This window comes from Arthrobacter sp. RAF14 (assembly GCF_052114185.1).
In the GTDB taxonomy this organism is placed as follows: Bacteria; Actinomycetota; Actinomycetes; order Actinomycetales; family Micrococcaceae; genus Arthrobacter_E.
In genome coordinates this window covers 1-23,743 of sequence record NZ_JBFREG010000001.1, presented here as the reverse complement: position 1 = coordinate 23,743, position 23,743 = coordinate 1, and the positions used below count along the sequence as shown (strand labels likewise).

24 protein-coding genes and 1 pseudogene are annotated in these 23,743 nt (G+C 68.9%); 14 read left to right on the top strand and 11 right to left on the bottom strand.

All coding sequences use genetic code 11. The features are described from left to right. Positions 1–11: 11 nt before the first annotated feature. The 3 genes from AB4Y75_RS00125 to AB4Y75_RS00115 all read left to right on the top strand — a co-directional run bounded on the left by AB4Y75_RS00125 (position 12) and on the right by AB4Y75_RS00115 (position 2,640). Positions 12–842, top strand: coding sequence for a bifunctional allantoicase/(S)-ureidoglycine aminohydrolase (locus AB4Y75_RS00125; protein WP_441433895.1), 831 nt, complete (start codon positions 12–14; stop codon positions 840–842). Between the two features lie 152 nt (positions 843–994). After that, entirely contained in the window at positions 995–1,660 is a 666-nt protein-coding gene (locus AB4Y75_RS00120; protein WP_441433894.1) for a type IV toxin-antitoxin system AbiEi family antitoxin domain-containing protein, read from the top strand. Beyond that, positions 1,657–2,640 (top strand): nucleotidyl transferase AbiEii/AbiGii toxin family protein, encoded by a 984-nt coding sequence (locus tag AB4Y75_RS00115; protein ID WP_441433893.1) that lies wholly within the window; start codon positions 1,657–1,659, stop codon positions 2,638–2,640. The genes AB4Y75_RS00120 and AB4Y75_RS00115 overlap by 4 nt, the downstream gene beginning before the upstream one ends. Positions 2,641–2,710: 70 nt before the next feature. Here AB4Y75_RS00115 and AB4Y75_RS00110 read toward each other — a convergent pair whose 3' ends face one another. Genes AB4Y75_RS00110 through AB4Y75_RS00095 form a run of 4 tightly spaced genes read right to left on the bottom strand, consistent with a single transcriptional unit; the run spans position 2,711 to position 9,013 of the window. Further along, positions 2,711–5,839, bottom strand: a complete 3,129-nt coding sequence (locus AB4Y75_RS00110; protein ID WP_441433892.1) for a glycoside hydrolase family 2 TIM barrel-domain containing protein — start codon at positions 5,837–5,839, stop codon at positions 2,711–2,713. Then, entirely contained in the window at positions 5,836–6,750 is a 915-nt protein-coding gene (locus tag AB4Y75_RS00105) for a carbohydrate ABC transporter permease (protein WP_441433891.1), read from the bottom strand. The genes AB4Y75_RS00110 and AB4Y75_RS00105 overlap by 4 nt, the downstream gene beginning before the upstream one ends. Next, positions 6,747–7,679: a carbohydrate ABC transporter permease gene (locus AB4Y75_RS00100; protein ID WP_441433890.1), complete on the bottom strand. Its 933-nt coding sequence runs from the start codon at positions 7,677–7,679 to the stop codon at positions 6,747–6,749. The genes AB4Y75_RS00105 and AB4Y75_RS00100 overlap by 4 nt, the downstream gene beginning before the upstream one ends. After that, a complete protein-coding gene (locus tag AB4Y75_RS00095; RefSeq protein ID WP_441433889.1) occupies positions 7,676–9,013 on the bottom strand; it encodes an ABC transporter substrate-binding protein in 1,338 nt (445 codons plus the stop codon). Before AB4Y75_RS00095 ends, AB4Y75_RS00100 begins: the two co-directional genes overlap by 4 nt. Positions 9,014–9,149: 136 nt before the next feature. Between AB4Y75_RS00095 and AB4Y75_RS00090 the strand changes: the two genes are divergently transcribed. From AB4Y75_RS00090 to AB4Y75_RS00080, 3 genes are all read left to right on the top strand, one after another. Further along, complete coding sequence (locus AB4Y75_RS00090; RefSeq protein WP_441433888.1) at positions 9,150–9,749, top strand: TetR/AcrR family transcriptional regulator; 600 nt, start codon at positions 9,150–9,152, stop codon at positions 9,747–9,749. A 79-nt stretch (positions 9,750–9,828) separates the two neighbouring features. Then, a complete protein-coding gene (locus tag AB4Y75_RS00085) occupies positions 9,829–10,473 on the top strand; it encodes an NADPH-dependent F420 reductase (RefSeq protein ID WP_441433887.1) in 645 nt (214 codons plus the stop codon). 140 nt (positions 10,474–10,613) lie between these two features. Beyond that, on the top strand, positions 10,614–11,672 hold the full coding sequence (locus AB4Y75_RS00080; RefSeq protein ID WP_441433886.1) for an App1 family protein: 1,059 nt from the start codon (positions 10,614–10,616) through the stop codon (positions 11,670–11,672). Positions 11,673–11,682: 10 nt separating this feature from the next. Here the strand turns inward: AB4Y75_RS00080 and AB4Y75_RS00075 are convergent, their stop codons facing one another. Both AB4Y75_RS00075 and AB4Y75_RS00070 read right to left on the bottom strand, forming a co-directional pair. Then, a complete protein-coding gene (locus tag AB4Y75_RS00075; protein WP_441433885.1) occupies positions 11,683–12,267 on the bottom strand; it encodes a histidine phosphatase family protein in 585 nt (194 codons plus the stop codon). A 90-nt stretch (positions 12,268–12,357) separates the two neighbouring features. Next, positions 12,358–13,092 carry an NUDIX hydrolase gene (locus AB4Y75_RS00070; RefSeq protein ID WP_441433884.1) on the bottom strand — a complete coding sequence of 245 codons (735 nt, stop codon included), beginning with the start codon at positions 13,090–13,092 and terminating at the stop codon, positions 12,358–12,360. A 101-nt stretch (positions 13,093–13,193) separates the two neighbouring features. Here AB4Y75_RS00070 and AB4Y75_RS00065 point away from each other — a divergent pair, with 101 nt between their 5' ends. From AB4Y75_RS00065 to AB4Y75_RS00055, 3 genes are all read left to right on the top strand, one after another. Continuing rightward, positions 13,194–14,192, top strand: a complete 999-nt coding sequence (locus tag AB4Y75_RS00065) for an SPFH domain-containing protein (RefSeq protein ID WP_441433883.1) — start codon at positions 13,194–13,196, stop codon at positions 14,190–14,192. 13 nt (positions 14,193–14,205) lie between these two features. Further along, positions 14,206–15,111 (top strand): hypothetical protein, encoded by a 906-nt coding sequence (locus tag AB4Y75_RS00060; protein ID WP_441433882.1) that lies wholly within the window; start codon positions 14,206–14,208, stop codon positions 15,109–15,111. Between the two features lie 83 nt (positions 15,112–15,194). Further along, entirely contained in the window at positions 15,195–15,707 is a 513-nt protein-coding gene (locus tag AB4Y75_RS00055) for a hypothetical protein (protein WP_441433881.1), read from the top strand. A gap of 35 nt (positions 15,708–15,742) precedes the next feature. Here the strand turns inward: AB4Y75_RS00055 and AB4Y75_RS00050 are convergent, their stop codons facing one another. Further along, positions 15,743–15,931 (bottom strand): KOW motif-containing protein, encoded by a 189-nt coding sequence (locus AB4Y75_RS00050; protein WP_441433880.1) that lies wholly within the window; start codon positions 15,929–15,931, stop codon positions 15,743–15,745. Positions 15,932–15,995: 64 nt separating this feature from the next. Here AB4Y75_RS00050 and AB4Y75_RS00045 point away from each other — a divergent pair, with 64 nt between their 5' ends. Both AB4Y75_RS00045 and AB4Y75_RS00040 read left to right on the top strand, forming a co-directional pair. Beyond that, a complete protein-coding gene (locus AB4Y75_RS00045) occupies positions 15,996–16,595 on the top strand; it encodes an adenylate kinase (protein WP_441433879.1) in 600 nt (199 codons plus the stop codon). 77 nt (positions 16,596–16,672) lie between these two features. Continuing rightward, the gene (locus tag AB4Y75_RS00040) at positions 16,673–17,155 is read left to right on the top strand and encodes a GNAT family N-acetyltransferase (protein WP_441433878.1); all 483 of its coding nucleotides are present in this window, start codon (positions 16,673–16,675) and stop codon (positions 17,153–17,155) included. 64 nt (positions 17,156–17,219) lie between these two features. Here the strand turns inward: AB4Y75_RS00040 and AB4Y75_RS00035 are convergent, their stop codons facing one another. Genes AB4Y75_RS00035 through AB4Y75_RS00025 form a run of 3 tightly spaced genes read right to left on the bottom strand, consistent with a single transcriptional unit; the run spans position 17,220 to position 19,640 of the window. Further along, positions 17,220–17,825, bottom strand: a complete 606-nt coding sequence (locus tag AB4Y75_RS00035) for a J-domain-containing protein (protein ID WP_441433877.1) — start codon at positions 17,823–17,825, stop codon at positions 17,220–17,222. Between the two features lie 4 nt (positions 17,826–17,829). Next, complete coding sequence (locus AB4Y75_RS00030) at positions 17,830–18,222, bottom strand: OsmC family protein (protein WP_441433876.1); 393 nt, start codon at positions 18,220–18,222, stop codon at positions 17,830–17,832. A 32-nt stretch (positions 18,223–18,254) separates the two neighbouring features. Beyond that, positions 18,255–19,640, bottom strand: a complete 1,386-nt coding sequence (locus tag AB4Y75_RS00025) for an APC family permease (protein ID WP_441433875.1) — start codon at positions 19,638–19,640, stop codon at positions 18,255–18,257. Positions 19,641–19,876: 236 nt separating this feature from the next. Between AB4Y75_RS00025 and AB4Y75_RS00020 the strand changes: the two genes are divergently transcribed. Beyond that, on the top strand, positions 19,877–20,308 hold the full coding sequence (locus AB4Y75_RS00020) for a MepB family protein (RefSeq protein WP_441433874.1): 432 nt from the start codon (positions 19,877–19,879) through the stop codon (positions 20,306–20,308). A gap of 45 nt (positions 20,309–20,353) precedes the next feature. On the opposite strand, the gene AB4Y75_RS00015 is transcribed toward AB4Y75_RS00020, so the two are convergent. Further along, complete coding sequence (locus AB4Y75_RS00015) at positions 20,354–20,761, bottom strand: hypothetical protein (RefSeq protein WP_441433873.1); 408 nt, start codon at positions 20,759–20,761, stop codon at positions 20,354–20,356. Between the two features lie 373 nt (positions 20,762–21,134). Here AB4Y75_RS00015 and AB4Y75_RS00010 point away from each other — a divergent pair, with 373 nt between their 5' ends. Together AB4Y75_RS00010 and AB4Y75_RS00005 are read left to right on the top strand one after the other, a co-directional pair. Continuing rightward, positions 21,135–22,388, top strand: coding sequence for a hypothetical protein (locus AB4Y75_RS00010; protein ID WP_441433872.1), 1,254 nt, complete (start codon positions 21,135–21,137; stop codon positions 22,386–22,388). An 89-nt stretch (positions 22,389–22,477) separates the two neighbouring features. Continuing rightward, a pseudogene (locus tag AB4Y75_RS00005) lies at positions 22,478–23,743 on the top strand (hypothetical protein); the annotation flags it as partial.

The following is a 23,743-nucleotide window of genomic DNA, read 5'->3' as shown; positions in this document are numbered from 1 at the left end:
AGGAGTCCTTCATGGGAAATCTCTATTACCCCACGGGTGGCCTGCCGCCGCAGACCCATCTCACCACCGAGCGCGCGATCGTCACGGAGGCGTACACCGTCATCCCCAAGGGCGTTCTGACGGACATCGTGACGAGCCTGATCCCGGGCTTCACGAAGACCCGTTCGTGGATCATCGCCCGCCCGATCTCCGGTTTCGCCACCACCTTCTCCCAGCTCATCGTCGAGGTGAGCCCGGGCGGCGGCGCTCCGAAGGCGGAGTTCGAATCCGGCGTCGAAGGCGTGATCTTCGTGGTCAAGGGCACGCTGAACCTCAACCTCAAGGGCGAGAAGCACGTCCTCGAGGAGGGCGGCTACGCCTACCTGGCCGCCGGTGACGAATGGGGCGTGGAGAACACCTCCGAGGACATCGCCACGTTCCACTGGATCCGCAAGGCCTACGACCGCCTGGAAGGCTACGAGGCCACCTCCTTCGTCACCAACGAGAAGGATGTGGAAGGCGTCGCGATGCCGGACACCGATGGCGCCTGGAAGACCCAGCGCTTCGTGCCCTCGGACGACCTGGCGCACGACATGCAGGTCAACATCGTCACCTTCCAGCCCGGCGGCGTCATCCCGTTCCCCGAGACGCACGTCATGGAGCACGGTCTGTACGTCCTGGAGGGCAAGGCCATGTACCTGCTCAACAACGACTGGGTCGAGGTGGAGGCCGGCGACTACATGTGGCTGCGCGCCTTCTGCCCGCAGGCCTGCTACGCGGGCGGCCCGGGCCAGTTCCGCTACCTGCTCTACAAAGACCAGAACCGCCAGATCAAGCTCACCGGCGCACCGCTGCCGGGCTGACCGGCACCGGTCTTCCGGCGCTGAGGCGCTGACCGCGACGGCCGCCGTCGTGCACTCTCCACGGAGGGGCACGACGGCGGCCGTCGGCGTTGGGGGTGAAGGCGACAGATTTGCTTCTGTTCGTTTATAGCGCTCAGCGCTATAATTGATGCATGACATATGAGGCTGTCGCGCTTCTCGGGCGCCTGGCGGAGGACCGCGGAGGGCTGGTCACGGCCGCCCAGGCCAGCGCCGCCGGGGTGTCTCCGTTTCAGGTGTCCCGGATGGCGGATGCGGGGGTGCTGATTCCTGCAGGACGCCGGGGCGTGTACCGGATGGTCGGGGCGCCCGAGCTCGAGCATGAGGACATCGCGGCGACGTGGCTGTCGCTGAAGGGTTTCGACGCCCCGGCGTCGGAGCACGGCGCGCAGGGCCTGGTCGTCGCCGGGGTCGACGCGGCGATCCTGCATGGCCTGGGCGATTTCTACCCCGGGGACCACGAACTGATCTCCGCATCCCGCAAGACGACACGGCAGCCGGACGTGCGTATCCGGCACGGACAGCTCCAGCCTGTGGACGTGACCTGGGCCGGGTCGGTGCCCGTGCTGACGGTTGAGCGGATGATCGCAGACCTCATGGCCACCTGGGTCGAGTCGAGCCTGGTCATCGATGTCGTCAGGGACGCGATTCAAGCCGGACGCCTCGTACACCCCCGCCGGCTCTCTGATGCTCTGGCACCACTGGCGGCCGGCCGAGGTTTCGAGGCCGGCGATGGTGCAGCTGTCGCGGAGTGGCTGTACGAACACGCTGGACTGCATCCGCTGGGCGCGGCCGCATGAGTGAGGGCTACGCGTCCTGGACGGCGCTGGTCACGGCACTGAAGGCCAAGGCTCAGCAGGACCTCAAGAGCGGGGCGACCACCAAGAGCGTGCACGAGCAGCTGACCCTCGCTCGCTTCGACCGATTCCTTTCCCGCGTCTTTGCCGACGGCGGCGAGGGCTGGATGCTCAAGGGCGGAAGCGCCATGCTCGCGCGAGTCCCCGACACCCGGGCCACGAAAGACCTTGATCTGGGAACCGACCAGGATCTGGACGAAGCGATCCGTGACCTGGAACAGCGTGTCCGCATCGAATTCGGCGACCATCTGAGCTTCGAACTGGTCCGCACGGTCGACACCGGCCGTGGCAGCAATCAGCCCGGCGTCCGGCTGCGCAAAGCCGTGTTCGTCGCCCGCGATGCCCAGACCGGCAAGAACCTGGGCGAGGTCTCCGTCGATGTCGCTCTCACTCCCGCGCCCGTCGGAACCCCTGAAGTCAGGGAGCCGGCCACGCGCATGGAGCTGGCCAAGGAACTCAAGACCTCCCCCTACCGGCTCTACCCCCTGGCCGATCACGTCGCCGACAAAGTCTCGGGCGTCATGACCACCTTTGGCGGCCGCCCCTCCACGCGGGTGAAGGACCTCGTAGATCTGGTCGTCATCGCCAAGACCCAGCGGTTCAACGCCCGCGAACTCCAGAAAGCCCTTGACGCCCGACGCGCCGCCAGCCAGCTCCCGGCTGAGACCACAACGTTCCAGATCCCTGCGACGTGGAAATCACCCGTGGGCCGGCATGAATTCACACGCTTGGCCCGCACCGTCGGTGTCGACCCCGACCCCGCGAGCGCGGAAGCGTTGGTGGGTCGGATGGTAGATCCCACGCTGTCCCTGGGCCCCGTGTCGGAGGCTATGGCGTGGGCCCCGGGGCACGGGTGGGCTGGTGGCCCGGAGGAGGCTGCGTCGCGGAGCCTCGTGCGGGGGAACGAGCTTCCTCCGGACTGACCGCCGTCGTGCACTCTCGGGAGGGCACGACGGCGGCCGTCGGCGTTGGGGGCTAAGGCAGGTCAGATCCTCAGAGCGCCGTGAACCTCAGCAGCAGCGTGCGGGCCTCCGGGCGCAGGGCGTACTCGGGCCAGACATCGGGTCCGCAGGCGCGCGAGCCCAGCCCGTTCTGGGCGGCGTCGAGGTAGAGCCAGGTGCGGTCCGAATCCGGGAGCTCGTGCGGATGGGCCGCGCCGGACAGTTCCTGCGCCGTGTGCCGGGAGAGGGTGAACCCGGGCAGGCGTCCGGCGGAATCCCGCTCCGCCTCGACGCGGAGCCAGGGTGTCCCCGGGCCACCCGCGCCACCCGCGCCGCCCAGCAGCAGATCCAGCTCCCGCATGTCGCTCCGGTGGCCGTTCTCCTGGGGACGGGAGTAGACGGTCCCCAGGCCTTCCACGCTGTCCGCGTGGCGTCCGACCAGAGCGGCATGGCGGCTGTCCGGGTACGACTCACGAGGGCCCGTGCCGAACCACTCCGCGCCGGACACCTCCGACGGCAGGCCGAACCGCACCCCGATCCGGGGCAGGAGCAGATCCCACGCCCGGTCACGGACGTGGTTCCCGCTCGGGGTGAGGTCGAGCCGCAGCCAGAGGTCCTCCCCGGACAGCTCCCAGTGCTCGTCGAGGTGGAAGGACCGGGCGGTGTCCGCGGCCGCGTACCGGGCGCGGACCGTGAGCGAACGGTCCGTCGCCTGCACGGACTCGATCCGGCGGTGGAGCCGGTCCAGTCCGGCGGACCGCCAGACCTCCTCCCAGGTCGGCGCGGGCTGACCCGTGCCGAGCCCCCGGACGCCCTGCGAGCGCGGGTCGGCGGCGTCGTAGGAGCCGAAGCCCTGCCCGCGATCGTTGTCCGTGGGCGCCCGCCAGAGCTCCAGCCGCGGCGCCTCCACGGACTGTCCGGCCAGCGAGGTGAGCAGGCCGCCGTCGAACACCGCGGGGCCCAGCTCCAGCCGGCGCGGAGCACCGGAGAGGGCGCGGGAAGAGGCCGCCGCCGGACGGGGGCCCGCCCGGCGCTCCCGCGCTGGGGTCAGGTCGAGCTGAGCGGAAGCGAGAACGTGCCCCTCCTCCGCCCACGCGGTGTCCGCGGCGAGCACGACCTCGGCTGTCAGCCACGTCTCACCCTCCGGGGACACCGGCACCGCGGGAAGAGCGTAGGCGGCCGACGCCCCGGCAGCCAGCGCCCCGCCGTCGTCGCCCACGATCGCAAGCGCACCCGTGTCCACCGGGCGCCCGTCGTGCTCCAGCCGCAGGTTGATCCGCACGTCCGCCGCCGGCGCGCTATGGCGACGGTTCTCCACCCGGACGACGGGCGCAGCGGCCGTCCCGCTCAGCGTCAGCCGCAACGGCGAGACCACCTGGCGGTACTCGTGGAGTCCCGGGCTGGGGGTGCCGTCGGCGAGGACCATGCCGTCCATGACGAAGTTGCCGTCGTGGATCTCCTCCCCGAAGTCACCGCCGTACGCGAAGAACGGGGTGCCGTCCGCGGTGCGGCTGAGCAGTCCGTGGTCGCGCCATTCCCAGACGAAGCCGCCGTGCAGCCGGGGGTGCCGGTCCACGAGGTCCTCGTACTGGTCGATCGCGCCCGGGCCGTTGCCCATGGCGTGGATGTACTCACAGAGGATGAACGGCTTACGGCGCTGCCGCAGCGACTCCGCGGCGCTGCACCCCAGCAGCAGATCGGTGGCGCCGTCCGTCCCGATCGACTCGGTCTCCGGGATGGAGGAGTACATGCGGGAGTACACATCGGTGTAGGCGCCGGAGTAATCACCCTCATAGTGCACGGGCCGTTCGGGGTCGCGGGCGTGCACCCAGGCGGCCATGGCGGCGAGGTTCGCGCCGGTGCCGGATTCGTTGCCCAGCGACCACAGGACGACGCTGGGGTGGTTCTTGTCGCGCTCCACGGTCCGTTCGATGCGGTCCAGCAAGGCGTCGCGCCAGACGGGGTCGTCGCCGGGGTTGCCCTCCCAGCCGTGCCGCTCGAAGCCGTGCGTCTCCAGATCGCACTCCAGGATCACCCAGAATCCCAGCTCATCGGCCAGATCCAGCAGGCGCGGATGCGGCGGGTAATGACTCGTGCGGATCGCGTTGACGTTGAAGCGCTTCATGAGCAACAGGTCCTCGCGGGCGAATTCCTCGTTGAAGGCGCGCCCCCGCTCGGGATGCGTCTCGTGCCGGTTGACGCCGTGGAACACCACGCGCCGGCCGTTGACCAGGAACCGGTCGCCCTCGATCCGGACCGTGCGGAAGCCGATCCGCTGCGTGACGGTCTCACTCTGCGCCTCGACGGTCGCCTCATAGAGCCGCGGCGTCTCGGCACTCCACGGCTCGACGCCGGCCACCACCACCGGGGCCACGTCGCCGGGGCGCTCCCAGACGACGTCGACGTCCAGTTCCGCGATCCGGAACCGGACCGGGAACGCCGCCTCGCCCGCACTCACCTCGGGCACGACCGTGCCCTGCCCGGTCCCGGACGCGTCGCCGTCGTACGCCGTGCGCAGCCAGAGGTCGTCGAGCCCGCCCACGGGACGGGCCAGGAGCGTGACCGAGCGGAAGATGCCCGGCAGCCACCACTGGTCCTGGTCCTCGAGATAGCTGGCGGCGGACCACTGGTGCACCCGGACCGCGAGCACGTTCTCCCCCGGTCGCACGGCCTCGGTGACGTCGAACTCCTGAGCCAGCCGGCTGCCCGACCCCACGCCGATCTCCGTCCCGTTGAGCCACACCTTGTACCGCGACTCCACCCCGTCGAAGCGGAGCAGGATCCGTTCGGCGCCGTCGAAGCTCTCGGGCAGCGTGAAGACGCGGCGGTGGTCACCGGTCGGGTTGGTGTCCGGGACGAACGGCGGCTCGCAGGGGAACGGGAACTGGACGTTGGTGTAGATCGGCCGGCCGTACTTCCCGTCGCCCTGCAGGACCCAGTGGGACGGGACCGGCAGGGCGTCCCAGCCGTCGGGGCTGAAGCCGGGGGCCGCGAAGTCCTCGGCGCCCTCGCCCTCGGGCAGAACCAGTGCCCCCGCCGGGGTGCCGGGCGCGGCCGGAAGGAGCCGGAAAGCCCAGTCGCCGTCGAGGCTCAGCTCCGGCGCGTCCGAGGCGAGCCGTGCGCGGGCCGGGCTGCGGCGTCCCTCCCCGGGCGCGGTGCTGGTGAGGTAGGCGGCGGTCATTTGACGGCTCCTTCGGTCAGGCCCCCGCGCCAGAAGCGCTGCAGGACGATCATGGCGATGGCCAGCGGGATGATGGAGAGCAGCACGCCGCCCGTGGTGAGTTCGTAGAACTCGGGCAGGCGGTCCACCTGGGACAGCCAGTTGTTCAGGCCGAGCGTGATCGGGTACAGCTTGCTGTCCGAGAGCATGACCAGCGGCAGGAAGTAGTTATTCCAGATCCCGACGAGCTGGAAGAGGAACACCGTGACCAGGGCCGGCGTGAGAACCCGCAGGCCGATGGTGTGGAAGATCTTCAGCTCCCCGGCGCCGTCGATGCGCGCCGCCTCGATCAGGGCGGTGTCCACCGTCGCCTGGGCGTAGATGCGGCAGAGGAACAGGCCGAAGGGGGACACCAGGGACGGGATGAGCACCGACCAGTAGGTGTTGGCGAGGCCCAGCTGGCTGAATAGCAGGAACATGGGCAGGGCCGTGGCGGTGCCCGGGACCAGGACTCCGCCGAGGATCGTGCCGAACACAGCGTTGCGGCCACGGAACTCGTACTTGGCGAGGGCGTAGCCGCCCGCGGCGGCAAGGTAAGTGGCCAGCAGCGCGCCCACTCCGGCGTAGAGCACCGAGTTCAGGAACCAGCGGAGGAAGACGCCGTCGTCGTAGCTGAGCACCCTCGCGAGGTTGTCCCAGAGGGCGAAGTGCCCGGAGAACAGGAAGCCGTTGGTGGAGAACAGATCCTGGGTGGTCTTGGTGGAGGCCACCAGCACCCAGTACACGGGCACCAGGAAGTACAGCGCGACGACGACGAGGATCGCCGTGACGAGGATGGTGCTGGAACGCTTGCGGCCGGCTGCGCGGCCGGCGCCCGCCCGGGGCGCTTCGGCGGTCCGGGGGCTGGCGGGTGCTTCCGTGGTGGTGGTCATGAGGACTTCCTGTTCGTGAGGCGGAGGAAGACGAAGGAGAGGATGAACGCCGCGAGCGCGATCAGGACGGCCTGGGCCGCGGCGACGTTGTAATCGTTGTAGGCGAAGGCCGTGGAGTATGCGGAGAGGTTCGGCGTGTACTGGCTGTCGATGGCCGGGGCCGAGGTCTTGAGCACCTGGGCCTCGGCGAAGAGCTGCAGGGTGCCGATGATCGAGAACACGGTGGTCAGCACCAGCGCGGGGGTGATGAGCGGCAGCTGGATGCTGCGGGCGATCCGCCACGGCGAGGCCCCGTCCACCCGCGCCGCCTCATACAGCTCACCGGGGATGGCCTTGAGCTGAGCGACGATGATGAGCATGTTGTAGCCGGTGTAGCTCCAGGTCACGATGTTCGCGATCGACCACAGGACATGATCCGGCCCCAGGAAGTCCAGGGTGATGCCCATGCTCCCGGCGATGTCGATGAACGGGCTCAGTCCGGGCACGTAGAGGAAGGACCAGAGGATGGTGGCGATCACTCCGGGCACGCCGTACGGCATGAAGTAGGCGGCACGGAAGAACCCGGGCCAGCGGGCCGAGGCGGATTCCAGGAGGAGGGCGAGGATGGTGCAGAGCACGATCATGACGGGCACCTGCACGACGCCGAAGAGCAGCACACGCCCGATCGACGCGATGAAATTGCTGTCCCCGAGGGCCTGGGCGTAGTTGTCGAAGCCGGCGAACCCGCTGCTCACGCCCTTCTCCCCGAACAGCCCGCTGCGGGTGACCTTGGTGAAACTGGAGATCACGGCGACCAGGATCGGCAGCACGAAGGTGAGGGTGAAAAGCGCCAGGAACGGCGCCAGGAGGATCCAGGGTGCACGGGCGGCGGCGCGGGAGCGTCCGCCCCGGACCGCGCTCCGGGTCACTGAAGCTGGTGTGCTGCTCATCCCTGTTCCTTCCTGATGGTCAGGCCCTTGTTCCTGAAGACGGTGATGACGTCCTGCTCCGCGGCGGCCACGGCGTCCACCAGGGAGGTGCCGCCCGCCTTCTTCCGGAAGCCGTCGCTGAGAATGTTGAAGGTCTGCTGGGTGATGGGCCACCAGGACCACTTCGGGTTCTGTTCCCGGCTGGCCGGGATCAGCACGTCCTTGAAGTAGTTCTGGCCGCTGAAGAACTCGGAGGGCTGCTGGCGGGCCGTGCCCACGAAGTCCTTGGCGGGCGACCAGCCGATGCCGCTGTGCTTGATCATCGCGTCGATGCCTTCCCGGGAGGTGGTCAGCCAGACGGCGAACTCAAGTGCCTCGCGGGGGTGCTTGCTGCCGGCCAGCACGGCCGTGGTGGAGCCGCCGAGGTAGCTGGAGCCGAAGCCGGTGCCGCCCCACACGGGCATGGGCGCGGCTTTCCACTTGCCCTTGCCGCCGCTGATGCCTTCGACGAGGGCGTCGCCCCAGCTGCCCGAGGTGACGGAGGCGATCCCGCCCTTGGCCGCCGCGGCGAACCAGGCCGGGCTGTAGTGCGTGAAGCCTGTCTGGACCAGGCCGTCGTCGATCGCCTTGTCGAAGAAGCGGGCCACCTTCAGCGTGGCATCGTCCGTCATGTTGATGGCCCAGCCGTCCTCCTCGGGCCGGAACCAGGTGGCGCCCGCCTGTCCCGCGAAGGCGGCGAAGGGGCTGGCGTCGCTGATGGCGAAGCAGTCGATGTAACTTCCCGCCTTCCGGAGTTCCTTGCCCACGGCGGCCCACTCGTCCCAGGTCTTCGGCGGGGCGGCCCCCACCTTCTCGAAGAGCGCCGGCTGGTAGAAGGTGGCCATGGGGCCGGAGTCCTGGGGGATGCCGTAGACGCCTCCGGTGAAGCTGACCTGGCCCCAGAGCGTGGGGTCGTAGAGCGGGGCGAATTCCTGGGCGCCGTAGCGGTTCAGGTCCACGAGGCCGTTGACGAGCATGAACTCCGGGATGGAGCGCAGTTCGATCTGGGCGAGGTCGGGACCGGCGCCGGCGGCCAGCGCGGAGTACATCTTCTGGTAGCCGCCGGAATTCCCTCCGGGGATCCAGACGATGTCCACCTGGACCTGAGGGTTCTTCGCGTTCCAGAGGTCGGCCACTTTCTGGAAGTCCTTGAGCCAGGCCCAGTAGGTGAGGCGGATCTTCTGGCCGCTCGCGGCGGGAATGACCGGGTCGGCGTTGACGGAGTGCGTGCCGGGTGTGGCACAAGCGCTGAGCGCGGCCAGGGACATGGCACCCAGTCCAGTGCTGAGCAGCCGTCTCCGGGAAACATGGGGCATGACACATACCTCTCTGTACCTGTAGCGGGCGCCGGACGACGGAGGCCGGCGCGGCCAGTGTGACGAGGCTAACACAAATTTCGAGTAGTCACTCTAAATTCAAATTGTTAAGGCCACCGGCGCTATGCTCCACTCCATGAGCGCTCAGAGAGCCCCCCGCACGGGCAAACGCGGCCCCTACGCCAAGACGGCCGCGACCCGGCAGAAAATCGTCGACGCTGCGCTGAACGTCTTCGCCACCCGCGGCTATCACGCCGGGAGCCTGCAGGACGTCGCCGACGAGGTGGGCATGAGCCAGACGAGCCTCCTGCACCACTTCAAACGCAAGAGCGATCTGCTCCTGGCCGTGCTGGAACAGCGGGACAGCGGCGGCGTCTCGAGGCTGGGTCCCATGCCCTTCCGGGAGATGGTGCTCCTGCAGGCGCGGGCGAATGTGGACATCGCCGGCCTCACTCAGCTCTACGCGGTGCTCAGCGGCGAATCGACCACGGAGGGCCACCCCGGGCGCGACTATTTCGCCGAGCGCTTCGAGCGGCTCCGCGACGAGTACACCGGGGAACTGCAAGCGCTGGGCGCGGCCGGCAAGCTGCGGCCCGGCGTCGAGCCCGCGCAGGCGGCCGCCTCCCTGATCGGCCTCTGGGACGGCATGCAGCTCCAGCGGCTCTACGCGCCGGACACCGTGGATGTGGCCGCGAGCCTGGAGGCGTATCTGGATCTGATCCTCCTGCCGGAGTGACCACTCACCCCCGAAATTCATTCCACGTCATATTTCTCAACGCCGGAATGGAGTGCCCCCGGGGGCGGTTGTGACGGGCATGAGCGAAACCATTGGAATCATCGGAGCAGGAAACATCGGCAGCCAGGTGGCCCGCAAGGCCGTGGAGCTGGGCTACGACGTCGTCATCAGCAACTCGCGCGGGCCGGAGACCCTCACCGAGCTGGTGACGGAGCTCGGCCCCCGGGCACGGGCCGCGACGGCTGAGGAGGCTGCGGCCGCCGGCGACTTCGCCGTCGTCACCGTCCCCCTGAAGGCGTATGCAGACGTCCCCGTGGCGCCCCTGGCGGGCAAGGTCGTGGTCGACACGAACAACTACTACTGGGAGCGGGACGGCCACATCGAGGCGCTGGACCGCGGCGAAGCCACCACTTCCGGACTCCTGCAGGAGCACCTGCCGGAGTCCAAGGTGGCGAAGGGCTTCAACCACATCGCCGCCGCGGACATCACCACGGACGGCACCCCGTCCGGCACGGAGAACCGCCGTGCCTTGGCCACGTCGAGTGATTTCCCGGAGGCCGCCGAGCTCGTCACGCGCCTCTATGACGAGTTCGGCTTCGACACCGTGAACGTCGGACCGCTCGCCGAGAGCTGGCGCGTGGAGCGCGACCGCCCGGCGTACGTCGTCCGGCAGAACGCGGCGGAGCTCGAGGCCAATCTGGCGAAGGCCCCGCGCACCATCTGAAACCGCTCGCCCGGGGAGAAGTCCGCCGCCCCGGTCGACGCCGGGGATGGCCGTCTCATGACGCGCCCCGGACCAGCCCAAACAGTCCTGAAGGCCGTGCCGCGGCGGCACGGCCTTCAGTCTGTGTCACAGTTAAGCCCATGCAGCATGAGCCAGCCCGCCACTCCTGGGCAGGCAACCCGCTCTTCGGAGCGGCCCACAGGATCTCCTCCTTCATCAATTCGGCGCGTCTGAAGATGGCGCGGAAGACCCACTTCCAGCCGGCCACGGTCCCCTACACGGGCTACGGGTCCGCCACGCAGGTCCGGATCCTGGCCCGCGTCATGCTCGCCTCCCGCCTGCTGCCCGGCAGCCGCGCCGACCGTGCGGCCCGGGACGGCAATCAGAATATCCGCGGCTGGCGCGCGTTCACCTCGGTGCCCATCCCGGACCGTGAGGTGGACATCGAGATCGGCGACGCGCGGGTGCGCGTCGAAGCCGACCGCGGCGGCCTGGTGGACACCACCGTGGACGTGCACCTGGAACCGGGCTGGCACACGGCCACCATCCGGGCCTCCGGGACACCCGCCGCCGAGGCCCCGCTGCTCGTGCTGCCGCCGGATGTGGAGTTCGGCATCCTCTCCGATATCGACGACACCGTGATGGTGACGGCTCTCCCCCGCCCGCTGCTCGCCTTCTGGAACGCCTTCGTCCTGAACGAACGCGCCCGCATGGCCACCACCGGCATGGCGGTCCTGTACGAACGGATCCTCCGGGCCCACCCGGACGCCCCCGTGTTCTACCTGTCCACCGGTCCGTGGAACGCCGCTCCCACCCTGAACCGCTTCCTGCACCGCAACCTTTTCCCGGTGGGCCCCATGCTCCTGACCGACTGGGGCCTGACGGAGGACCGGTGGTTCCGCAGCGGCCGCGAGCACAAGCAGGACAATCTGGAACGTCTGGCGCAGGAGTTCCCGCGCGTGAAGTGGCTCCTGGTGGGCGACAACGGCCAGCATGACGAGGCGATCTATTCGGAGTTCGCGCAGCGGCATCCGGAGAACGTGGCCGCGGTGGCCATCCGCCAGCTCTCCGTGGGCGAGGCGGTCCTGGCCGGCGGTCACACCCCGGATGTGGATCACTCGGGTTCGGCGATCCCGTGGGTCTATGCCCCGGACGGCGCCGGCCTGGCGGAACAGCTCCGGAAGATCGGGCTCCTCTAGCCCCGGTTCCCTATTCGCGGACCAGGTGAGCCGCGGTCTCCACGCCGTCCACCCGCACCTCACCCGTGGCGGCGTCCCAGATCAGGGTGTGCACGGAGCAGTTGGTGAGCGTGGAGTAGTCGTACGCCTCCCCCACCAGGGTGCGCAGGACCATGGCCATCCAGCCGCCGTGACTCACGACGGCGATCTCCTCACCCTCGTGCGCCGCGGCCAGTTCCTCCAGCGCGCCGAAGGCGCGGGCGCGCAGCTCGTCGTCGCTCTCCCGGCCCGGGATCTCTTCGCGGACGGGGAAGAGCCGGGTGACATCGTCGGCGTGCATTCCTTCAGCCTCACCGAAGTGGCGCTCCATGAGGCGGGCGTCCGTGGCGGGCGTGGGCAGGTCCTGCGCGTCGGCGATGGCCTGGCCGGTCGCCAGCGCTCGGCCAAGGGTCGAGGTCACGACGGCGGCCAGCGGCACGTCGCGCAGCGCCTCGGCGACGCCTGCAGCCTGCTCGACGCCGGTCCGGTTCAGCGGGATGTCGGTCTGCCCCTGGAAGCGGCGCTGCACGTTCCAGTCCGTCTGGCCGTGTCGGACGAGATGCAGGGTGCTTGCCATGGGATGCCTTCCGGAGCTGGGTGGGACTGGTTCCAGTGTCTCAAACCTCGCCACGGAGCCCGACCCGGTTCAGGCCCGCGTCGGGCCTGCTCAGCCCGCCGGCCTCATGAGCGGCGGACTCAGCACCGCTTTGCTTCCCGAGCGGGCCTCCGGGGCCAGCCGGTAGAGCGCGGCGGGGCGGCCGGCGTCCCCGGTGGACAGCGTCCCGGTCTCTTCGAGGAATCCCGCGGCGCCCGTGGCTTTGCGATGGAAGTTCCTCGGGTCAAGGCGGACGCCCCACACCGCCTCATAGACGCCCCGCAGCTGGGCGATCGTGAATTCGTCGCCGCAGAACGCCGCACCCAGCGGCGAGTACTCCAGCTTGGCGCGCGCCCGCTCCACACCATCGGCCAGGATCCGCGCGTGGTCGAAAGCCAGCTCCCCGGCGTCGTCCAGCACCCGGTCCACCGGGACCCAGAGAGCCTCGCTCGCGTCCCCGCCGCCCGCCACCACGGGGAAGTCCGGCGCGAGCACCAGATGGGCGACCGTCAGGACGTCGCCACGGGGGTCGCGTCCGGCGGGGCCGTAACTCGCCAGTTGCTCCAGGTGGCCGGGCAGGCGTTCGACGCCGGTCTCCTCGGCGAGCTCGCGGCGGGCTGCCTCCGCGAGCCCCTCACCCGGCAGGACGAACCCGCCCGGCAGCGCCAGCCGGTCCCGGAACGGCTCCAGCAGGCGACGCACCAGCAGCACGTGCAGCACGCCGTCGCGCACGGTCAGCGCGACGATGTCCACCGTCACCGGAAAGGCGTGGAAAGCAGCGAGCGCATCGGAGTCCCGGGTCGTCATGCTCTCAGCCTAGCATTTATCGTCACCTTGACATTAATGAGGAAGCGCCTCTAGAGTTCAGTTATCGTCATGTTGACGATAACTACCGAAGGAGCGACATCATGACCACCATCAAGAGCTACCCCTGGATCAACCACTTCCTGGGCGGACCCACCGGCTACGTGGTCCACCTCCAGGCCGGCCAGGTCCGCCACCAGGGTGTGGGCCAGGCCTTCTGGTACCGCCCCGGGACCTCGGTCCTCAGCGAGATCCCCGTGGAGGACCGCGAGCTCCCCACCCTCTTCCACGCCCTCACCCAGGACCACCAGGACGTCAGCGTCCAGGCCAATATCACCTACCGCTTCACGGATCCGGTGCTCGCGAGCGCACGCCTCGACTTCGGGCTCAAGAAGAAGGACGAAGCACCGGCCACGGGCGCCCAGCAGGTGGAGACCATCATCGGGCAGCTCTGCCAGTCGGCCGCCAACGACCACGTGGCCCGGTTCACCCTCGCAGAAGCCCTGGCCAACGGTGCGGCGCCTCTGCGGGAGGTGCTGCTGGGAACACTGACCCGGGACGCCCGCCTCCAGGACACCGGGATCGCGGTACTCGGGGTCCACGTCCTCGCCATCCGTCCCGAAACCGAGGTGGAGCGCGCGCTGCAGACCCCGGTCCGGGAGCAGCTCCAGGCGGAGGCGGACCGGGCGACCTTCGAACGCCGGGCCCTCGCCGTCGAACGCGAACGGGCCATCGCCGAGAACGAGCTGGCCAACCAGATCGAACTCGCCGCCCGGCGGGAGAACTTGGTGGCCCAGGAGGGCGCCAACGCCCGCCGCGAGGCGGAGGAACGCGCGGCCGCCGCGGCCATCGAGGCGCAGGCAGCCGCCGAGCGCGGCGCGGTGGCGGCGGAGGCGGAAGCTGGCAGGATCAGGATGGTGGGTGAAGCCGAGGCCGCTCGCGAGAAGGCCACCATGGACACCTACCGGGATCTCGACCAGGGAATCCTGCTGGCCCTGGCGCTGAAGGAGGCCGCGGCGAACCTGCCCGGCATCCAGAACCTGACCATCACTCCGGACATGCTCGGAACCGCACTGGCCGCCCTGACCGCGGCGAAGAAGTAGAGAGGACACGCTCATGGCCAATCCACGAATGGTCCTGGTCCACCGGCGGACCGAGCTCGACGAGCTCCTGGACCGGCATGGGACCCGCGGACAGGTGGAGTTCTTCCTCAAGGTCCGCAACCGCGGCCTGGCGGAGGTTCAGGCCGCGCATGACACCCTCACCGAGGCCCGCGCCGCACTGCGCCAGGCCGCGCCCGCGGGATGGCGGACGGGCGAAGTCGAGCGCGCGGACCTCAGCCGGTTCCTGATGGCGCCGGACGACGTCGTGGTGGTCGTCGGGCAGGACGGCCTGGTGGCGAACACGGCTAAGTACCTGGCCGGGCAGCCCGTGATCGGCGTCAATGCGGAGCCGGGCCGGAATCCGGGGGTGCTGGTCCGCCACAGCCCGCGGCAGGCCGCCGGGCTGCTCGCCCGGATGGCCGACGGGACGCCGGGCGACTGGGGGCCGGCCCTGGAACGGCTGTCCATGGTGACGGCGAGGACGGACGACGGCCAGGAGCTCTCCGCCCTCAACGAGGTTTTCCTCGGCCACGCCTCCCATCAATCCGCACGCTATGAGCTGCACACCCCGGACGGACAACGTGAGCGGCAGTCCTCGTCCGGCCTCATCGTCTCCACGGGCACGGGCGCCACCGGCTGGTGCGCGTCGATCGCCGGGGAACGTGGCGGACGCCGCCTTCCCGCGCCTACGGATCCCCAACTGGCGTGGTTCGTCCGCGAGGCCTGGCCGTCCCCGGCGACCGGTGCGACCTTGACGGAAGGTGTGCTCCAGCCCGGCGAGTCGTTGACCGCCACGGTGTCCTCCGAGCAGCTGGTGGTGTTCGGCGACGGCATGGAGGATGACCGACTGACCCTGACCTGGGGCCAGGAGGTCCTGGTGGGACAGGCCGCGGCTCCGCTCCACCTCGTGGCCGGGTGAACGTTCCGGGAATTCCCGCATCACCGGACGATCGTGATGCAATCGTCACCGGCACCCGGGCTGCCGCCGCCCAGAATGAAGCCATGAGCACCCGCAGCGATCCTGCCACGCGCATCTGGCGCCTGTTCAACGTCGGCCTTCTGGGACTGGGGGTTCTGCTGCTGGCGGGATTCTTCGGCATGATGGCCCTCGACGGGCAGCGCATCCCGCCGTCCACGCGCTGCTCGCCGCCGCCGTTTCATCTGAGTGCCACGACGGCGCACCCCGGGGACACCCTCACCGTGGAGGCCCCGGACGCGGACTGTCACCCCCACTACGGCTCGAAGGCTCAGGCGGAGGTCCAGCTCAGGGATCCGAAATCCGTCACACTCGTCAGCCTGCTCGTCCCGATGACCGACGACGGCGGCTTCCGCACGGATCTGAACGTGCCGGGCGATCTGCCGCCGGGGAACTACTCGGTCAGCGCCACGCCCTACGGCATCGACACGTGCTTCGATTCGGTCCACATCGGAGGCGCAGCGCTGAGTGTCGGAGCCGGAGAGCCGCTCGCCAGTTGCGCGTTGCCGCAGAAGCCGCTGACCGTCGTCGCGCGCTGACTTCTCCTCCGCAGTCCAGCGGCACGGGCAGGTGGTCAGGCCGTGACGCGCACGTTCTTCGCGAGGGTTTTGAAACGCACGCCGTCGGCCTGGAGCACAGTGATGGTGACGGCGCCGGTCTTGCTGGTGTTGATGTCCTGCACGACGCCGGTCTTGCCGGAATGAGTTCCGGCGATGACTTCGCAGTGCCGGCCATTCGCCACGGGCACGGTTTCCTCGTTCATGCGCCCATGATACGGAGGCCCGGTCCCCCTCCCGCCACTTCGAACCTCTGGTTAGGCTGGGGCCATGAGCCGAGCATCCGTGGATTTCCCCCTGCCCCGAAGGATCCTGTTCTACGGAGCGACCGGAACAGGGAAGTCGACGGCGGCGGCCCGTCTGAGCGAAATCACCGGGATCCCCTGGCATTCCGTCGACGATGAGATCGGCTGGCTTCCCGCATCACAGGCAGCGTGGACGAGCCGAAGTTCCGAGGACATGCTGGTCCTCGCGGAGGACATCGCCGGCCGGGACGAGTGGATCCTGGACAGCGCGTACCGTCAGTTCCGGGACGTCGTGCTGGCCCGGACGGAATTGGTGGTGGGACTCGACTATTCGCGTCTGGTCTCCCTGGGCCGCTTGCTGCGCCGGACCTTCCTGCGGGTCATGGACCGGCAACCGGCGTGCAACGGGAACGTCGAGAGTCTGAAGCAGACGTTCTCCTCCGATTCCATTCTGCTCTGGCACTTCCGGTCGTTCTCCGGCAAACGTTCCAGGATCCGGGCGTGGGCCGAGGAACCCGCGGCGCCGCCCGTCCTGGTGTTCCGCAAGGCCTCCGAGCTGGACCGCTGGCTCGATGCCGTGGCCGCCCGGCACGCCGCCACCACGGAAACCCGCGATGCCGGATAGCGCCGGACAAAACAGCCCTGACACCCTGAGGAAACACCCCTGTAATTCCCGTCTGGGATGGTGAAGGGGTGGAAATCATGATCGAACGTGTCCGGCTCACCACCCCCGCGCTGGAAGACTTCCTGACCACCCATCAGGCCGAGCTGTCACAGACCGCCCCGGCGGAAAGCTGCCACGCCCTGGATGTCGAGGCGCTTCTGCATCCTTCCGTCCGCCTGTTCACGGCTCATCTCGGCCGCGAACTGATCAGCACCGGCGCCCTCAAAACGATCGACATCGCGCACGAGGAATTGAAATCCATGCGCACCCACCCGGAGTACCGGGGCCGAGGCGTCGCGCGGCGGATGCTGGACTTCCTGCTGGAGGACGCCTGGCGCCGCGGCGTCACCCGGGTCTCGCTGGAGACCGGGAGCATGGCCTTCTTCGAACCCGCACGGGCACTCTACCGGCAGGCGGGGTTCCGGGAGTGCCGTCCGTTCGGCGGCTACGTCGAGGACCCGAACAGCGTCTTCATGAGCCGGGAGCTGGCAGGGCAGTCGGTGCTCGCGGTCCCCGCCTGACAAGGGCACGTCCCGGGGAGAAGGCACCCCGGAACCGGTCGCTCCGCCAGGGGTGCCTCGCGGGCTAGGCCTCGCCGCGCCAGAGCCGGCGCCACCAGCGCTGGCTGGATTCCGGCGTCGGCGGCTCTTCGGAAGGCTCGACGGCGGCTCGCCGTGAGCGCCAGCGCCCCACTTCCTCCTCGACGTCCCGGGTGGGGGTGACCACCGGGGGTCCGCCCTGAAGCTGCCGCCGGGCATTGATGACCCGACGGTTGAACTCCTCCAGGGCCTCCCGGACCTGTCGTTCACCGGGCAGCCCGTCCAGGGTGGAGTCGAGCTCGCGGTCGACGGTGCGCAGAAGAATGGCTTCCGGGGCCAGACCACTCAGGTTCTCCCGTTGGATGAGGCCCTTGAGCCACCAATCGGGGTCGTAGCCGCCGTCCAGACCGGGAATGGGTTTGCCGGCGTACTGCAGGTTCTCGAACTTGCCCTGAGCCATCGCTTCACGGACCAGATAGTCGGCGCGTGCCGCGGTGTTCACCCGCGAGCGTTTCTCCCGGAGCGCTTCCTGTTCGGCCTCGTGGGCGCGTTCCTCCTCGGTCAGCGGTGCGCCGTCCGCCCCGGCACGCAGCACCGCGGCCCGTTCCAAACGGGCCTCGAGCGAATTCCTGCGCGAACCACCGGTGGCCATGCTTCTACGGTACTTCCTGGAGCAGTTCCACCGTCACCTCGGGTTCATTGGCGAGAGTGGCGTGAATGGTGCAATGACGACTGGCCCGCAGCAGAGCCTGCCGCTGGGTGTCCGTCAGGCCATCCGGCAGCCCGAGCCTCACCGCGATCGACCCGATCCGCCGGGGTTTGTTCGCCATGTCCCCGTCCACCTGGATGGTCAGCGGGGCGGAGAGTTCGATGCCGTTGCGCTGGGCGTAGTCGGAGACCACCGAGAGGATGCAGGATCCGAGCGCGCCGAGAAGGAGGTCGGTGGGCATGAAGGTCCCGATCCCCACCTCGACGGAATCCTCCCCCGATCGGACGGTGAAGTTCTGGGCAGCGGTCTGCTGGGCGGTGATGCTGTAGTGGTCTGCCATGGGTGCCTCCTGAGGCGTGGATCGGGATCTGTCTACTCGTGCATGGCGGCTTCGGCGGGCTGGGTTCCGCCGCGCCGTCGCTGATGCTGGATGAGAGCCACCGCGACGCCGATGACCAGCCAGACGGCGCCGACCGTCAGGGCGCTGATGTTGGCGAAGGCGATCACCAGAAGGAAGAACGCGATCCCGACCACGGGGACCACCAGGTGCACCAGACGGTTTCCGCTCTTGCGCCGGACCAGGAAGTATCCGATCACGGACACGTGCAGCAGGATGAACGCGCTCATGGCGCCGATGGAGACGGTGGAGGAGAGCAGGTCCAGCCCGTCCGGTTCGGCGGCGGCCCAGACCGCGAGAATCAGGGTCACCGCCGTGACCAGGATCGTGGCGAGCGCGGGCGCCGATCCGTTCCGGGCGACCTTGCCGAAAACCGCCGGGAAGCGGCGTTCACGGGACATGGTCATGACCACCCGGCTGCCCGCGGCCAGACCCATCATGCCGGCGAAACTGGCGCCCAGTGCCTTCGCGATTCCCAGGAGTGTCGCGAGCCACGGAGCCACCTGCGATCGGATGGTGTCATAGAACGCGGTTCCCTGGGCTTCGGGGTCGGCGGCCAGCTGCGCGGGAGTGGGGACGGTGATGAGTTCCACGATGTAGCTCTGGAAGAGGAACAGGACGCCCGCGATCACCAGGCACGCGAGCATCGCTTTGCCGATCAGCCGGCTGCTGCCCCTGGCCTCCTCGGCGAAAGTGGCGATCGCGTCGAACCCGAGGAACGCCATGGCCGCGATGGACACCGCGCCCAGGACCGCGACGAGGGAGAAACCGTCCACACCGGCGATCGGTGACAGCGGGGCCTGATGGACACCGGATCCAGCGATGGCGGCCAATGCGGCCACCAGGACGATCGCCAGCACCGCCACCTCCGCGATCACCACGGCCATCGCCGCTCGGGCCAGGCTCTTGCCTCCGGCCAGGTTGAGTCCGGTGGTGAGAATGACGGCCAGCGCCGTGAAGACCCAGGCGGGGATCGCCGGGAGGAAGGAGTGCATGGCCAGGCCGGTGAAGAGGAAGGCCACGCTGGGAATGAGGAGGTAGTCCAGCAGAACCATCCACCCGGCCACGAATCCTGCGCCCCGGCCGATGCCGGCCGTCGCATAGGAGTAGACCGAACCGGCGGCCGGGACCACCCGTGACATCTGGGAATAGGAGACCGCCGTCAGTGCCATGATCAGCGTGGCGACCACATAGACGGTGACCACGGCGCCTCCGCTCTTGGCGTAGATCGGGCCGAAGATGCCCACTGGCGCTGCCGGCCCGATGAACACCAGGCCGTTGCCGATCAATTGCTTGAGGCCGAGCGAACGGCGCAGGCCTCCTTCCGAGGCTGCCGTGGTGGATTCTTGCGTCTCTGACATCTGCTCGCTCCTGGAAACCTGCCCGAAGGCCCGTGGTGGAACGCCCTCCTCCCCAGGACGGACCGTGCTTTCATTCTGCGCGTCCTCCCGGAGCGCGCATAGGGGTAAGGGTCTTATGTGGACGAGGTATTCCCCGAGCGAGGAGGAGTGTCACCGAAGACGCCGCGACCACTGCCCACGGCGGGTGCCGCGCCATCCTGATCAGGAGCGACGCCGGCATCGGGTACCTTGGCTGAATGCGATTCAGTGCGTTGGAGGAGTACGCGGCCGTCCGGGGGGAACCGTTCACGGTCATTCCCGAAACGCAGAACAGCGACTACGAATCAGGACTCGCCTGCATCCACGGCGATTCGTGGCACGTCCGGACCGCGAGGATCACGCCGACCAAGCCGGGCGCCTTCCTGGCATTCTGGCGTCGCGACGGCGAAGGCCGGACGGCACCGTTCGGCCGCAGGGACATCGGAGCAGGGCTGCTCGTGTTCGTGGAGGACTCGGGACGCCGCGGCGTCTTCCGGTTCACCGCCGCGCATCTCGAGGAGCTCGGCATCACCGCGGGCGCCCGGCCGGGCAAACGCGGCTTCCGGGTGTATCCGGTCTGGTGTGACGAGCTCAATCCTCAGGCCACGAGGACCCAGCGTGCTCAGGTCCCGGCGTTCCGGGAGTACTGAGCCGTTCAGGAGCCCCGCGCTCCGCTCGCCGCACGAATAGGCTTCTCAGCCCTGCTTGTCGGTTTTCCGGCGCGTCATACCGGGGAGGAACAGGACATCCGTGAGCAGAGCCGTCGTGCATAGGGTCAGGAACGGAATGGCCGTCATGTTCAGGAAGAAGACGGTGCTTCCGATCAGCCCACCCGGAACGGCCTCGTACACCGGCTTCATGCTGGAAAGCATCAGGTACCCGAGCACCAGGATCCCGGCGCGGACCACCACCCGCACCCACACTCGTTCCACCCTCTGGATCCTCGGGGTGATCCAGAGCCCCAGGAGCGCCCCTGCGATGATCGCCAGGAGGAAGGGAGGGAAGTCGGTCCCCTTCTCGAGCGCGAGCCACGGCGTCGCCAGCAAATAGCACAGTAGAGCTATAAACGGGAGAATCTGGCGTTTGACGAGGGCGGGAATCACAGCACAACGCTAGCAAGAAGCCCCGTTCCCGCGCGGTTCAGCCCACAGAAGATGGAGAAAAACCTCCCCCGGCCCAGCGGGATTTAACCGCTCCGGAACAAAATCAACAATTCGATCGAATCACTTACGGAGTGTTGATCCAAGCTATGAACCTAGTGCTTCACAAATCCCACGCACCCCGCGACAGGCGGCTGAAGAGAAACCAAGCTCTCACCTTGGAAAACTCTCACGATACGGAATGTTGCAAAGTTTAAGTCCCGTTAACTGCAATCTTCTTGACATGGTTGTCATGCATTTGTGTAATTGGTATCAGTAGATGTGGTTTGGGGACCATCCCTGAGTTCCACACCTGGTGTGACCGAGGGGAGGGAACATGCCATCCAGGAACGGCTCGCAGTCGCGGGCTCTCCGCCTGTTGCGCTATGCGGCACTCGCCGCGGGCACCGGCGCGGGATGGCTCCTCCTGTCCGCAGCCCCCGCCTCCGCCGACAACGGATCGTCGCAAGGCCTCCTCGGATCCGTGACCAGCACCGTCAGCTCCACGGTGGGTGGCGTCACCCACCAGCTCGACGCAGCGACCCGGGTTCCCGCTCATGCCGCACCGGCACACCGCGCGACCACCGTCCCCGCAGCCCAGGCGCCGGCCCCGCAGGCTCCGCGCCATGCGCCGGCGCCCGCACCGGCCTCTTTGCCCGCCGTGCTCGGCTCGACGGTCTCCGGACTGGAAGGCACGGTCGACCGAACTCTTCACACGGCCACCGGAAGCATCACCACGACCACCGGAACCGTGACGTCGACCGTCCGGTCCGTGACCGCCGTCGTGCCCCAGGTCCAGAAGGTCGCCGCAGACACCATCAGCTCCACCACCACGACCGTGAGCACCGGACTCCGTTCGGTGACCGGCGTGGTGAACAAGACCGTCGAGAGCACCGTCCCGGTGCTCGCCCCCGCCGTGCACACCGTGACGGACACGGTCGACAAGACGGTCGCCTCAGCGGGTGACGCGGTCGGCGGGACCGTCAAGGGACTGCCCATCACGCAGATCACCGCGCCGATCGACTCGGTGACCACCGGCGTCGACCGGGCCGTGAAGGACACCACCGGCCAGGTCGGCGGAGTCGTCGGTGGTGTGGTGACGGGCCCCGGCGGTCTGCTCCCCTCGCTTCCCGGCGTCCTCGTTCCGGGCACGGTTCCTTCCACCCCCACGACGACCCCGGCGACCCCCCACGCTCCGGCTCCGCAGCTTGCTCCGCGCACCGCCCCGGCGGCTGTTCCGGCAGCTGCGGCGAACGGCGTCGTGGAGCCGACGGCGGCGGCGTCCACCGAGTCCTTCGGCTGGACCCCGGCGGATGGAATGCTGGTCAACTTCACCAAGAGCTCGACGGCCGGCCAGGCGGCCACCGCCCGGGCGGAGGAGCCCAAGCGCCCCTCGCCCGCTCCGGAACCGCTCAACGTCACGAGCGGCCTGGGCTCCTCTGCTTCTTCCCAGACGGGAGGCGGCGCCGTCGCGGCACTGCCCCCGAACGGTTTCATTCTTCTTCCTCACCAGGCCGGCGACGCCGGTGCCCGCACCGCAGGCACCCCGCCCGCCTCCGCGGCTTTCAGCCCCGGCTCCACTCCTGACTGATCACGGGAAGCGTCTGCGCCAGACCGGCAGACACCTCATCCGAGCGCTTCGCGGCGCTTCCCGCATCATCATCATTCAGGAGAAATACAGTGAACAGGCATGCACGCCGGGTACTTCTCGGCACCTTCTTCGCCTGCGGCTTGTACGGCATAGGACAAACCGCAGCAACAGCAGCCCCCTCCACCGACACCACCCCTCCGGCGTCCGACCCTCAGGTTGCCACCGCCAAGCCGTCCCTCTTCGGAGCGGTCTCCGGCCTCACCCGTCAGGTGACCGGCACCGCCACGGCGACAGTGAACCAGACCGTCGGCGCCCTGACCGGCACGACGACGACGGCGGCCAAGGCCCCGGCGCCGGCGCCGGCGACCGATGTGGTCCGGAAGGTCGCCGCCAAGGCGATCCCGGCCGCTCCGGCGGTCAACGTCCCGGCCCCTCACATCGAGGCACCGGCGGCCATCACCCCGCAGAACGTGGTCAAGCGAGTGGCTCCGGCCAGCCGCCCCATCGCTCAGGTCATCACCCCGACCCCGGGCAAGGGACGCCACGTCGCCGAGCCGACCGCGGCCACCGGCCAGGTCAACGCCACGGCGGGGAACAGCTCCGCAGGAGCCCAGGCCTCGACGAGGGTCCACGCTCCGAGCCCTCACACGCCGACCACGCAGGTGCCGTCCGCTCATACGCCGAGCGGCACGGGTCACGGGACCGGAAGCACGGCTCCTTGCAGCTGCCCTGACGGCACGCACTCCACCACCGGGAAGCTTCTCGGCGGGGTCATCGACCCGGTCGCGACTCCTGTGGAGAACGTGCTCGGCGGCCTCATCGGCAAGGTTCCGGGGCACGGCAACGGCAAGCCGCCGGTGGACGTTCCGGGTCTTCCGGTTCCGCCCCTCGACGGCTCCGGCTCACTCCCGGGTCTTCCGGTTCCGCCCCTCGACGGCTCCGGCTCACTCCCGGGTCTTCCGGGCCTGCCGATCCCGGGTGGCACCGGTCCGCTTCCAGGTCTGCCGGGTCTTCCGGGCGTTCCCAACGTTCCCGGTCTTCCGGGTGGCACCCCTGGTACTCCGGGTAATGGTGGTGTGATCCCGGGCGGGAACAACGGCACTCCCAAGGGCGTCGAGATTCCCGTCCCCGGCATCGGATCCGTCCGCGCCGGAACCACCCCCAACGGCGGAGTCAGCGTCGGCAAGAACCTCAACGTCGCCGGTATCAAAGACCTCTGGGACCTCACCGTAGGACCCAACGGAGCCTCCACCACCGACCGCATCGGCACCGACACCACCAACGTCTTCGTCGACGCAGCCGCACCCCTCAAGGACGGCAAACCCCACCTGAACATCGAACTCCCCGGCCTCACC